Annotated in this window: 11 protein-coding genes and 1 pseudogene; 9 read left to right on the top strand and 3 right to left on the bottom strand. The window is 65.6% G+C overall.

Annotation, left to right across the window (positions count from 1 at the left end; all coding sequences use genetic code 11):
• Nucleotides 1–15 precede the first annotated feature (15 nt).
• The 7 genes from BCCGELA001_RS09820 (at nucleotide 16) to BCCGELA001_RS09790 (ending at nucleotide 8,383) form a co-directional block, all read left to right on the top strand.
• On the top strand, nucleotides 16–654 hold the full coding sequence (locus tag BCCGELA001_RS09820; protein ID WP_008556222.1) for a Vgb family protein: 639 nt from the start codon (nucleotides 16–18) through the stop codon (nucleotides 652–654).
• Between the two features lie 139 nt (nucleotides 655–793).
• Nucleotides 794–2,356 (top strand): DUF4403 family protein, encoded by a 1,563-nt coding sequence (locus BCCGELA001_RS09815; RefSeq protein WP_008556220.1) that lies wholly within the window; start codon nucleotides 794–796, stop codon nucleotides 2,354–2,356.
• 93 nt (nucleotides 2,357–2,449) lie between these two features.
• A complete protein-coding gene (locus BCCGELA001_RS09810) occupies nucleotides 2,450–3,559 on the top strand; it encodes an ABC transporter ATP-binding protein (RefSeq protein WP_060735164.1) in 1,110 nt (369 codons plus the stop codon).
• A gap of 49 nt (nucleotides 3,560–3,608) precedes the next feature.
• Complete coding sequence (locus tag BCCGELA001_RS09805; protein ID WP_060735163.1) at nucleotides 3,609–4,667, top strand: ABC transporter substrate-binding protein; 1,059 nt, start codon at nucleotides 3,609–3,611, stop codon at nucleotides 4,665–4,667.
• Nucleotides 4,668–4,925: 258 nt separating this feature from the next.
• Nucleotides 4,926–6,188, top strand: coding sequence for an ABC transporter permease (locus tag BCCGELA001_RS09800; protein WP_008556189.1), 1,263 nt, complete (start codon nucleotides 4,926–4,928; stop codon nucleotides 6,186–6,188).
• On the top strand, nucleotides 6,185–7,015 hold the full coding sequence (locus BCCGELA001_RS09795) for an ABC transporter permease (protein WP_008556187.1): 831 nt from the start codon (nucleotides 6,185–6,187) through the stop codon (nucleotides 7,013–7,015). Before BCCGELA001_RS09800 ends, BCCGELA001_RS09795 begins: the two co-directional genes overlap by 4 nt.
• Nucleotides 7,016–7,177: 162 nt before the next feature.
• On the top strand, nucleotides 7,178–8,383 hold the full coding sequence (locus tag BCCGELA001_RS09790) for an ABC transporter substrate-binding protein (RefSeq protein WP_008556185.1): 1,206 nt from the start codon (nucleotides 7,178–7,180) through the stop codon (nucleotides 8,381–8,383).
• A 217-nt stretch (nucleotides 8,384–8,600) separates the two neighbouring features.
• Here the strand turns inward: BCCGELA001_RS09790 and BCCGELA001_RS09785 are convergent, their stop codons facing one another.
• Nucleotides 8,601–9,131: a PRC-barrel domain-containing protein gene (locus BCCGELA001_RS09785; RefSeq protein WP_060735162.1), complete on the bottom strand. Its 531-nt coding sequence runs from the start codon at nucleotides 9,129–9,131 to the stop codon at nucleotides 8,601–8,603.
• Between the two features lie 230 nt (nucleotides 9,132–9,361).
• Nucleotides 9,362–9,951: pseudogene (locus tag BCCGELA001_RS09780) on the bottom strand (hypothetical protein).
• 180 nt (nucleotides 9,952–10,131) lie between these two features.
• Between BCCGELA001_RS09780 and BCCGELA001_RS09775 the strand changes: the two are divergent.
• Both BCCGELA001_RS09775 and BCCGELA001_RS09770 read left to right on the top strand, forming a co-directional pair.
• On the top strand, nucleotides 10,132–10,887 hold the full coding sequence (locus BCCGELA001_RS09775) for a response regulator (protein WP_008556170.1): 756 nt from the start codon (nucleotides 10,132–10,134) through the stop codon (nucleotides 10,885–10,887).
• A 12-nt stretch (nucleotides 10,888–10,899) separates the two neighbouring features.
• Entirely contained in the window at nucleotides 10,900–12,225 is a 1,326-nt protein-coding gene (locus BCCGELA001_RS09770) for an ATP-binding protein (protein WP_008556168.1), read from the top strand.
• Here the strand turns inward: BCCGELA001_RS09770 and BCCGELA001_RS09765 are convergent, their stop codons facing one another.
• On the bottom strand, nucleotides 12,226–12,426 hold the full coding sequence (locus tag BCCGELA001_RS09765; protein WP_008556166.1) for a hypothetical protein: 201 nt from the start codon (nucleotides 12,424–12,426) through the stop codon (nucleotides 12,226–12,228).
• Nucleotides 12,427–12,633 lie beyond the last annotated feature (207 nt).

Raw genomic sequence — 12,633 nt, 5'->3', positions numbered from 1 at the left:
CGAGGGATCGTACACATGAAGCGTTCAGCCGCCGAGATCGTCAGAGAATACGGGCCCTTTGCGGGCGTGGAGGCCGTGCATGGCGTCACCTATGACGGCAAACATGTCTGGTTCGCGTCCGGCGACAAATTGAACGCGCTTGATCCGGCCGAGGGCAAGATCGCGCGCTCGATCGATGTCGCCGCGCATGCGGGAACGGCGTTCGACGGCCGGCACCTGTTCCAGATTGCCGAGGATCGCATCCAGAAGATCGACGCCGCCACCGGCAAGGTGCTCGGCACGATCCCGTCTCCCGGCGCCGGCGGCGATTCCGGATTGGCCTGGGCGGAAGGTTCGCTCTGGGTCGGGCAATATCGGGAGCGCAAGATTCACCAAGTCGATCCCGAAACGGGCAAGGTCCTGCGCACCATCGAGAGCAAGCGCTTCGTGACCGGCGTGACCTGGGTCGACGGCGAGCTCTGGCACGGCACCTGGGAGAACGAGGAAAGTGACGTGCGACGGATCGACCCGGAGACCGGCAAGGTGCTCGAGCAGCTCGATCTGCCCGCGGGGACGGGGGTTTCAGGGCTGGAGTCCGACGGCGGCGACAAGTTTTTTTGCGGCGGCGGCGGTCGCGGCAATGTTCGGGCAATTCGCCGTCCCCGGCGCAGCTAGTCCCAACGACGGCGCGAATGTGTGGCAACAGCGCGTTCGCAGCCGTTAACCTGTTCGCCCCAATTCCACCCCACCGGTGCGCTCTAGCGCCCTCCTCGCCCGCCCTGTAAAACCCCTGTCGGGGCGGCTTGGGGGATTGATGCGACTGACGTTGAATCTGAAGACGATCCTGATCGCCGTCGCGGTGCTCGCGGCGTCGTTCTTCATCAGCCTGAAGGCGATGGATCTGCTGTCGCCGCGCGCGGCCAACCCCGCGCCGCCGGTCGCGCAACTGCCGCCGCTGCCGCCGGCCTCGAAGAGCTCGATCGTGATCGCGCCGGTCGCCATCGCGCTGTCGGCGATCCGCGAGCAGGCCGAGAAGGCCGCACCGCGCAATTTCGCCGGAAAGGCCGACAACCCGATCTCGCAGATCCTGGAGAACGCCGACATCGGCTGGTCCGCCGTGCGCGGGCCGATGGCGGCCGCCGGCGACAAGGACGTGCTGACGATCTCGACGCCGCTCTCAGGCAAGCTGAACGTGACGGGCTCGGTATCCGCGAAGGCCACCGGCGCGCTCGGTGACGCGCTCGGCAACGTGCTCGGCGGCGATGCGGCGAAGCGGATCGGCGCGGTCAACATCAAGAATTTGAACGCCAGCGCCGAGATCAAGGGCAACGTCATCGTCACCTCGCGCCCCAAGCTCGCAGCCAACTGGCATCTCGAGCCCAATCTCGGCGCCCAGGTCAATCTTGGCGATACCAACCTCAATGTCGCCGGCGCCAAGGTCAACGTGCCGGCGCAGGTGAAGCCGCTGATCGACAAGAACGTGGGCGAGCAGATCAACGCCGTCTCCGAGCGCATCCGCAGCGATCCTTCGCTGCGCGACAATGCGAAAGCACAATGGGTCAAGGCCTGTCGCTCGATCCCGCTGCAGGGCTCGGGCTCCGCGCTGCCGCCGCTGTGGCTCGAGATGAAGCCGGTGCGCGCGATCGCGGCGCAGCCACGCGTCGACGCGCAGAACGTGACGCTGCTGCTCGGCCTGGAAGCCGAAACGCGCGTGACCTCGACGCCGACCAAGCCGGACTGTCCGTTTCCCGACAAGATCTCCATCGTGCCGCCGACCGGCACCGGCGTCAGCATCGGCGTTCCGATCGACGTGCCCTTCACCGAGATCAACAAGCTGATCGCGGCGCAGATGGTCGGCCGCACCTATCCCGAGGACGGCTCCGGTCCGGTCGACGTCACCGTCAAGAGCGCCAACGTGACCCCCTCGGGCAACCAGTTGCTGATCTCGCTCCTGGTGCGCGCCAAGGAGAAGAAAAGCTGGTTCGGCCTCGGCGCGGAAGCAACCGTGCACATTTGGGGCCGGCCGGTGCTCGACCAGGCGCAGCAGACCTTGCGGCTCACCGACATCCAGCTCGCGGTCGAATCCGAGGCGGCCTTCGGCCTGCTGGGCGCCGCGGCGCGCGCCGTCGTGCCGCAGATGCAGCAGGCACTGCTGCAGAAGGCAACGCTGGATCTGAAGCCGATCGCCGCCAATGCGCGCGAGAAGATCGCCGCCGCGATCGCCGACTATCAGAAGAGCGAGGACGGCCTCAAGGTCGATGCCAAGATCGACAGCCTGACGCTTGCCGACATCGCCTTCGATTCCAAGACGCTGCGCGTCGTCGCGGAAGCCGGTGGCACGCTGAACGTAACAGTGACGAAGCTGTCGGGAATGTAGCGCGCCGTCGCTCCCCCGGTCCGCGCCATCGCTTGCGCCGCTGGCATTCTCGCCCGAGGATGCTAAGCTGTGGCAGGCAACGAGAGGACGAGCATGGAAGCCGGCATGGTCAAGCCTGCGCCGGCATTGGTGCGCTTTTCCGGCATTCAGAAGACCTATGATGGCGAGCAACTCGTGGTGAAGAACCTCGATCTCGACATCAGGAAGGGCGAGTTCATCACCCTGCTCGGCCCGTCGGGCTCGGGCAAGACGACCACGCTGATGATGCTGGCCGGCTTCGAGGTTCCGACCCATGGCGAGATCTACCTTGCGGACCGGCCGATCAAGAACGTGCCGCCGCACAGGCGCGACATCGGCATGGTGTTCCAGAACTATGCCCTGTTTCCGCACCTGACGATCGCGGAGAACATCGCCTTCCCGCTGTCCGTTCGCAAGATCAGCAAGGCGGAAGCGCAGGAGCGCGTGATGGCAGCGCTGCGCATGATCAAGATGGAAAGTCTGGCCCACCGGCGGCCCGGCCAGCTGTCCGGCGGCCAGCAGCAGCGCGTGGCGCTGGCCCGCGCGCTGGTCTTCAACCCGCAGCTCGTGCTGATGGACGAGCCGCTGGGCGCCCTGGACAAGCGCCTGCGGGAGCAGATGCAGCTCGAGATCAAGCAGCTGCACGAGACGATGGGCATCACCATCGTCTACGTCACCCACGATCAGAGCGAAGCGCTCACCATGTCGGACCGCATCGCCGTGTTCAACGACGGCATCGTGCAGCAGATCGACAGGCCGGACGCGCTGTATGAGCATCCGGTCAACAGCTTCGTCGCGCACTTCATCGGCGAGAACAATGTGCTGGCCGGCACGGTCGAGACGGTCGAGCGGGACTATTGCCGCGTCGCGCTGGCCGCTGGCGGTGCCGTGACCGCGAGGGCAATCAACGTATCGGGCGTGGGCGCATCGACCTCCCTGTCGGTGCGGCCGGAGCGGGTCTCCATCATCCTGGACGGCACGTCCAGCGAAGGACCGAACCGGCTGCCAGCCAAGGTGCAGAACACCATCTATCTCGGCGACCACGCGCTCGCCGTGCTCGATGTCGCCGGCAACGGGGAGTTCATGGTCAAGCTTCAGCCGCGGGCTCATGACAGGCTGAGCCATGGTGAAAGCGTGTTCATCACGTTCCGCCCCGAGGACTGCCTGGCGCTCGATCCCGTCTGATCCGACCAGCACCAATTTCGATGCAACTTAGATAGAGAAGGGAAAAACCATGCTGAAGCGCAAGATTGGCAAGATCGCTCTGGGCTTGGCCGCGGCATTGAGCGCCGGCGCCGCGCTGGCGAGCGCCGCGCAGGCGCGTGACCTCACCGTGGTATCGTGGGGCGGCGCGTATCAGGAGGCCCAGAAGAAGGTCTATTTCGAGCCGTTCAAGAAAGCCTCCGGCCTTCCCATGAACGACGAATCCTGGGACGGCGGCGTCGGCGTGTTGCGCGCCAAGGTGCAGGGCGGCGCCGCCACCTGGGACGTCGTCCAGGTCGAAAGCGACGAGCTCGCGGTCGGCTGCGAGGAAGGCCTCTTCGAGAAGCTGGATTATTCGAAGATCGGCGGCGAGGCCGCCTACATCCCGCCAGCGGTCAATCCATGCGGTGTCGGCGCCATCCTCTACGATTTCGTTCTCGGCTACGACAAGAACAAGCTGAAAGAGGCTCCCAAAGGCTGGGCCGACTTCTTCGACACCAAGAAGATTCCGGGCAAGCGCGCCTTGCGTCAAGGACCCAAGACCACGCTGGAGATCGCCCTGATGGCGGACGGTGTCGCGCCGACGGACGTCTACAAGGTGCTGGCGACCGACGAAGGCATCGATCGCGCCTTCAAGAAGCTCGACACCATCAAGGGCGACATCGTCTGGTGGAAGGCCGGCGCCCAGCCGCCGCAATTGCTCGCCTCCGGCGAAGTGGCGATGACCTCGGTCTATAACGGCCGCATCGACACCGCGAACAAGAACGAGAAGAAGAATTTCGGCATGGTGTGGGACGGCGCGCTATTCACCATCGACAGCTGGGTCATCCTGAAGGGCAGCCCGAACAAGGACGCGGCCTACAAGTTCCTGGACTTCGTCGGCAAGGCGGAGAACCAGTCGAAACTGTCGGAAAACATCGCCTATGGCACCTCGAACAAGGACGCAGCGGGTCGGCTCGGGCCTGCCGTTCTGAAGGACCTGCCGACGGCGCCCGACAACATCAAGAACGCGGTCGAGATCAACGTCGGCTTCTGGCTCGAGAACATCGACCGCCTGACCGAGCGTTTCAACAAATGGGCAGCGAAGTAGCGCGGCCGAAATGGGCATGCGGCACGCATTGAGAGCAGTTTCGTTGCGGCCATCCTTCGAGACGCCCGCCTTAGGCGGGCTCCTCAGGATGAGGACCGCGCGTGCGGCGGCCCTGTCACAGCAGGCGCCGGTGCTGATAAGCCTCATCCTGAGGAGACCGCCACCGGGTACGCGCGAAGCGCGGCCCGATGACAGGCTCCGCGGTCGTCTCGAAGGACGAGGCGCTTGCTCAGGTCTCTCCGCACAGAGGCCCGCCCGATGACAGCCGCATCCGTGACCGGCGCCAACGCGTCGATCGAAATGCCGCTGAAACGACGATTGCGGCACGCCGAGCGGGCGCGTCAGCTCAGGGCACTTGGACTAATCCTGCCGCTGCTCGCCTTCCTGCTCTTCACCTTCGCAGGCCCCATCGCCGGCATGCTGTGGCGCTCGGTTGAAGACAAGGAGGTGCGTCAGGTCCTGCCTCACACCGTCGCTGCTCTTGCCGGCTGGGACGGCAAGGACCTGCCGGATGAGGAAGCCTTTGCTGCGCTGGCAAGCGACATCCTGGCGGCGCGCGCCGCCGGCACCATCGCCGTCGCGGCCAAGCGGCTGAACTACGCGCTCAACGGCTTCCGCACCATCCTGACCAGCACGGCCCGCAATCTGAAGGCGCTGCCGGAGCGCGGGACGGCCAAGGAGACGCTGGTCGAGATCAATCCAGCCTGGCGCGAACGCGCGACATGGACGACGATCAGGGACGCCAGCGGACCCGTGACGAGCTTCTATCTGCTGGGCGCCCTCGACCTCGTCAGGAACGCGGACGGCGCGATCGTCGAAGCTCCGCCGGATCAGGCCATCTACCGCAACGTTTTCGCCCGCACCTTCCTCATCAGCCTCAGCGTCACGGTACTCTGCCTGATCCTCGGCTTCCCGGTCGCCTATCTCTTGGCAACGCTGCCGCCGGCCCGGTCGAACCTGCTGATGATCTTCGTCCTCTTGCCGTTCTGGACGTCGCTTCTGGTCCGCACCTGCGCCTGGATCGTGCTGCTGCAGAGCAAGGGCGTCGTGAACGATAGTCTGCACTGGCTTGGCATCATCGACGAGCCCTTGCGCCTGATCTACAACCGCTTCGGTGTCTGCGTGGCGATGACTCACGTGCTCCTGCCGTTCATGATCCTGCCGCTGTACAGCAGCATGAAGGCGATCTCGCCTGCCTACATGCGTGCCGCTGCCTCGCTCGGCGCGCCGCCGGTCACAGCTTTCCTGCGCATCTACCTGCCGCAAACCCTGCCCGGCATCGGCGCGGGAAGCCTGCTCGTCTTCATCCTGGCGCTCGGCTACTACATCACGCCGGCCCTCGTCGGCGGCGCCGCCGACCAGATGATCAGCTACTTCATCGCGCTCTACACGACCGAGACGGCCAACTGGGGCCTTGCTTCGGCCTTGGGAGCGGTGCTGCTGCTGGCCACGGTTCTGCTCGCGCTCGTCTACGGCAAGCTGGTGCAGGGACAGCAGGTCACCGGAGGCATGAAGAATTGAGCGATCAGTCTTCCCTTCGCACGCCCAGCCAGCGCATCGCGTGGAGCACGACCATCATCGTCTCGACGCTGGTGTTCATCTTTCTGATCGCGCCGATCCTTGCGATCATGCCGCTGTCCTTCAGCTCGGGTTCGTACCTGACCTATCCGTTGCCGGGCCTCTCCTGGCGCTGGTATGACGACTTCATCAACTCGCCGCGCTGGATGAATGCGCTGAAGAACAGCCTGATCATCGGCGTCGCCTCGACGGCGCTGTCCATGGTGCTCGGCACGCTCGCCGCGCTGGGCTTGGCGCAGTGGAAGAGCCGGTTCAAACCGCTGGTGCTGGCCTTCGTGCTGTCGCCGGTGGTCGTGCCCGGCGTCATCACCGCCGTCGGCCTCTATTTCTTCTTCGCACCGATCGGGCTGACCGGCAGTTACCTCGGCCTGATCCTGGCCCACACCGCGCTGGCGACGCCCTTCGTGGTGATCACGGTCGGCGCCACGCTGCAAAGCTTCGACACCAATCTGGCGCGCGCGGCAGCCTCACTCGGGGCCTCGCCGCTTTACGCGTTCCGCCGCGTGATCCTGCCGCTGATCCTGCCGGGCCTTGCCTCGGGCGCGCTGTTCGCCTTCGCGACCAGCTTCGACGAGGTCGTGATCGTGCTGTTCATGGCAGGTCCCGAGCAGCGCACATTGCCACGCGAGATGTTCAGCGGCATCCGCGAGAACATCAGCCCGACCATCACGGCGGCGGCGGTGATCCTGACGGCGGTCTCGGTCATCCTCCTCGCCACCCTGGAAGGCCTCCGCCGGCGCAACGAACGGCTCAAGAGCGGCGGCGTCTGATCGGCATTACGACGCGACCTCGAGAGCTCACGGTACGTCCCGCTCCAGCCCCCGCCGTTTTGCATCTCCGCTATGGCGCAGATTGCTTAGCTGGCGCGACGGATTGTCGCTAGAACGTCCCTCGCAACAAATCCCCAACAACAACACACAGGGAGCAACACCATGCAAAAACTCATCGCCGCCGTCGCGGCCGGCCTCGCCCTCGCCGCCACGTCAGGCGCGGCGCAGGCCCAGATCTCCGACGATGTCGTCAAGATCGGCGTGCTCACCGACATGTCGAGCCTCTATGCGGACGCGACCGGCAAGGGTTCGCTCGTCGCCGTCGAGATGGCCGTCGCCGATTACGGCGGCAAGGTTGCGGGCAAGCCGGTCCAGGTCGTCGCGGCCGATCACCAGAACAAGCCCGATGTCGGCGTTAACATCGCCCGCAACTGGTACGACAACGACAAGGTCGACGCGATCTTCGACGTGCCGACGTCCTCGGTCGCATTGCCGGTCTCGGCCCTGACGCGCGAGAAGAACAAGATCAACATCAATTCCGGCGGCGGCTCGTCCGACATCACCGGCGTAGCCTGCTCGCCCAACACGGTGCACTGGACCTACGACACCTATGCGCTGTCGAATGTCGCCGGCAAGGCCATGGTAAAGCGCGGCGAGGATACCTGGTTCTTCGTCACCGCCGATTATGCCTTCGGCATGGCGCTGCAGCGCGACGCCGCCAACGTCGTCAAGGAGAGCGGCGGCAAGGTGCTCGGCGAGGTCCGCCATCCCCTCAACTCGTCGGATTTCTCGTCCTTCCTGCTTCAGGCCCAGGCCTCCAAGGCCAAGGTGGTCGCACTGGCGAATGCCGGCGGCGACACCACCAATGCGCTGAAGCAGGCCTCCGAATTTGGCCTGACCCAGGGCGGCCAGAAGATGATCGCCCTGCTGCAGGAGATCACCGACACCCATTCGCTCGGCATCAACGCGACGCAGGGCCTGATCGTCACCGACGCCTTCTACTGGGACATGAATGACGAGACGCGCGCCTTCTCGAAGCGCTTCAACGACAAGGTCGGGCCGACCATGATCCAGGCCGGGCTCTATTCCGCGACCATGCACTATCTGAAGGCAATCGAGGCCATCAAGACCGACACGGCGCCGAAAGTGATGGAGCAGATGCGCGCGACACCGGTCAACGACTTCTTCGCCAAGAACGGCAAGATCCGCATCGACGGCCGCATGGTCCACGACATGTATCTGTTCGAGGTCAAGAAGCCCGAAGAATCCAAGGGCGAGTGGGACCTCTACAAGCTGATCGCCACCGTGCCCGGCGACGAGGCCTTCCGGCCGCTCGACAAGGGCGGTTGCCCGCTGGTGACGCATTAGCTCTGCTGCGTCGCTGCCAATTCCTCATCCTGAGGAGCTTGCGGAGCAAACGTCTCGAAGGATGAAGGCCCGGCTGGTGGTCGCCCTTCGAGACGCGCGCCGGAGGCGCGCTCCTCAGGGTGAGCGTCAGCATTTCGCAAGGACGGCATGAAGAAGACACGACAGCGCGCCCGGTAAAAACCGGGCGCACGTCGTTTGGGTCGTCAGTCCAGCCGCATTACTCCGAGTACTTGAACTCGGGCATGTTCTTCAGCTCGTCCTTGCTGGCGTTGAACACGGCGTGGTCCGGGTACCATTTCGAGGTGGACGACGTCGAGGTCGCAGCCGGCTTGTCGGTGCCGGTCGCAGCGCCCGTGGTGGTGGTCGCGGCGGGCTTGGCGCCCGGGTTCGCGCCGGTACCGGTGTAGGCGACGGCCTCGTTGACGAACTTCAGCTTCTCATAGGGCACGGCGACGAGATGCTCGCCCATGCCGAGGAAGCCGCCGACGCCGATCACGGCAATCTTGATGTCGCCGTTCTTGTCCATCAGCAGGTCGTTGATCGTACCGATGTTCTCGTTGGCTTCATTGTAGACCTTCAGGCCGTCCATCTTCGACGTACGCCACTGGCCGGACGCGGTCGTGGACGTCGTCGTGGCGGTGGTGGCCGCAGGTGCCGCCTTGTCGGTGGTGGCGGCCGGCGATTGCGCGAACGCAACGGTCGTCAGCAGGGCAGTGCCGGCGAGGCCGGCAACGATCGACTTCATCATGTTGTCCTCTCCTTCAGCAGAAAACTTGTGCGGAGAAAACAGCGCTGATCACGCGCAGTTCCTTGTGCGCGGCAATTTCGTCGCGCTATGCGCGAGCGCGGTATCGCGTGTGAGATGTTCCTGCGTCACTCAGGAACATTGTGCGGCGCACGGTTCCCCGCCGACGATCATGCGCCCTGGGTGAAGCATGATCGCGGCGAGGACACGCGCCGACCTGGCGTCGCCCGGGGTCAGCTCTTGTAGTCGATCAGCAGCGCGGACAAGCTCGAGCCGCTCGACGCGCTGCCATTGGCACCGTAGGACGCCGCCGACGATTGCGATTGCTGGAGCGCCTGGAGGAACTGCTCGAGGATTTCCGCCGTCGTGGCGTCGGCCGACGTGCCGCTGGCGGAATCCGTGGATGACGCCGAATCCGAAGGGCCGTCATCCGGCGGCGGGCCGGGGGCGGTCCGCCTGCTCCACCGGGACCGCCTGCTCCACCAGGGCCACCCGCCCCGCCCGGGCCGCTGGCGAAGGCGGACTGAAACACGCTCTTCAGCTCCTCGGCCTGGTCGGCGGTCAGCGTCCCGTTCGACACCTCGTTCGAGATCAGGTCGTCGATCTTCGACTGCATCTCGTCCTTGGAGGGCCGCGTGCCGCGCGACTGGTCGCTCGTCCGGCTCTGCTGGAGTGCGGTGTCGATGTCGGTCAGCGCCGTCGAGAGCGCGGATTGGTCCGACGACGAGATCGTGCCGGCGGAGACTTGCGATTGCAATTCCTGCTGTAGCCGCTGCAGCGGCGATTGGTGGCTGCCGGCGGAGGCCGCCGAAATCAAGGTCATGATGGCTCCGTGCATCTTGCGGGGTTTCGTCGCGAGCGGCGCCACGGTATGGTTTACGGCCTTAACGAGAACTTGCCACTTCACGGTCCGGTCGTGTCCCGGCATTGCGGCAAGTTCTCCAGAAACATCCTGAAACAAAATTCTTCGCCATTCGGCCCAAATCTTGGACAAACAAAGCGCATGGCCATTCCCAATCCCAGCATCCTGGTCGTCGAGGACGACCGCGAAACCCGGACGTTGATTGCGAAATACCTGCGCAACAACGCGTGTAACGTCACCGCCGTGAGCGACGGCCGCGAGATGTCGCGCGCGATGGCCGACCATCGCGTCGACCTGATCATCCTCGACGTCATGCTGCCGGGCGAGGACGGCCTCAGCCTCTGCCGCAAGCTGCGCGCGGAGTCGCAGACGCCGATCATCATGCTGACCGCGCGCGGCGAGGACGTCGACCGCATCGTCGGCCTGGAGATGGGCGCGGACGACTATCTGCCGAAACCGTTCAACCCGCGCGAGCTGCTCGCCCGCATCAACGCGGTGCTGCGCCGCCAAGCCGCGGCGCAAGCGGCGAGCGCGATCGAAGGCGCTTCCACGCTCGCCTTCGAAGGTTGGCGCATCGATCTGCGCATGCGCGAGCTACGCAATCCCGAAGGCGCGCGCGTCGCGGTGACCAGCGCCGAGTTCGATCTGCTGAGGACATTCTGCGAGCGCCCCGGCCGCGTGCTGTCGCGCGACAGCCTGCTCGACCTCACGCAAGGACGCAACGCCGGCTCGTTCGAGCGCTCCATCGACGTGCTGGTGAGCCGCATCCGCCGCAAGATCGAACCCAATCCGTCCGATCCCACCATCATCAAGACGGTGCGCTCCGGCGGCTATCTGTTCACGCCGCGGACCGAAGCGGCAAGTCCCGAAGCGGTGACCGCGCCTCTGAGCAGCTGAGGAGCGGCCGTCATGACGCCGTTCCGCTTCTTCCACCTCAAGAGCATCGGCGGACAGATCGCCGCGCTGGTGGTGGCCTCGATCGTCGCGCTGCATCTGATCCTGACCGCGAGCTTCCTGATCAGCCGGCCGGACCGCGCCGAGCCGCCCGACAGCGCGCACCAATTGGCCGATGCCGCCCTGCTGCTCAACGGCGCCGATGCGGGCGAGCGGCCGCGCATTCTCGCCGATATCGTGCGCGCATTTCCGAAGGCGAAAATCGAGGTCCTCGCGCCGAAAACGGCTGCCCCCGCCGTCGATAGCGAGAGTCCCCACCTGCGCAATCTGCGCCGGCATCTCGGCCCTCGGTACAAGGTGGTCGCGCTGGCGCCGCAGGATGGCGTGCAGCGGGTCGCGGTCGAACTGTCCGACGGCACCATGATCGCGGGCCGCGTCGAGCACGGTCCCCGTCCGCCGCGGTTCTGGGGCGGACCGTGGATGATCACGCTGCTGTTCGCGCTGATCAGCGTCACCATGCTCGGCCTGTGGGCGGCCTATGCGCTCGCCGCGCCGCTGTCGTCCTTCGCCAAGGCCGCCGAGAATTTCAGTCTGGACGGCACCGCCGAGCCGCTGCCCGAGCGCGGCCCCGAGGAGATCCGCTCGGTGGCGCGCGCACTCAACCGCATGCAGGAGCGCATCGCGCGGCTGATGTCGGACCGCACGCGGATGCTCGCCGCGATCAGCCACGATTTGCGCACGCCGATCACGCGCCTGCGGCTGCGCGCCGAGTTCATCGAGGACGAGGGCAATCGCAAGCGCACGCTGATGGACCTCGACCAGATGCGCTCGATGCTGGAATCGGTGCTGTCGCTGTTGCGCAACGATCGCAAGGTCGAGGCGGTGACGCTGGTGGACATCGCCAGCACGCTCCAGCTCGTCGCCGACCAGTTCGGCGACATGGGCCATGTCGTGCATTACGACGGGCCGGCCTCCGCGACCGCCGCCGCGCGGCCCGACGATTTGCATCGCGGCGTCACCAACCTCGTCGAGAACGCGGTGCGCTTCGGCGCCGAGGTGACGATCCGCCTCGACGTCGCCAGCACCACGCTCGTCATCGACGTCGAGGACGACGGCCCCGGCATCTCGGATGCGCGCAAGCAGGAGATGCTGGAGCCGTTCGTGCGCGGCGACGATGCGCGCACGATGGACGAGTCCACCGGGTTCGGGCTCGGCCTGTCGATCGCGCGTGCGATCGCGCTCGCCCACGGCGGCGAGCTGTCGCTGCACGACCGCGCCCCGCACGGATTGATCGTGCGGATGCAATTGCCGGTCTGGCAGGAGCCGCGGCTGGCGGCGTAATCAAGCCGCGAGCGGCGGGTGCGCGATGGCCTCGCGTTCGAAGATCGCCACCGCCTCGAAGCGATAGCCGCAGGCCTGGCAGGCCCAAAGATAAGATACGCGGCCTTCGCCCGGTTCGATCCAGTCCGGAAACGGGATCGGTGTGCCACATTGCGCACAGGGGTTCTGCTTGGGGATGTCGCCGATGTCTGCTCGGGTCATGGACGTCCTCCCAAATGCTGTTTTCGAAGAGCGATTTTTGGGCGGATGCGCGAAGGGACAAACCTGCTGTCGCGTCGACGCGCACCACCAGCTCGGATCGTGACTCGGGTTTAAGTCGTAAAAGCGACCGCGCGGCGAAAATCGCCGCCGGCGACTTTTCGCCACATCATCGCCGTGTTCCCACGGCCTAACGCACAAGGGTGCAGG

This window comes from Bradyrhizobium sp. CCGE-LA001, from assembly GCF_000296215.2.
Taxonomy (GTDB): Bacteria; Pseudomonadota; Alphaproteobacteria; order Rhizobiales; family Xanthobacteraceae; genus Bradyrhizobium.
This window is presented reverse-complemented; position numbering and strand designations above follow the sequence as displayed.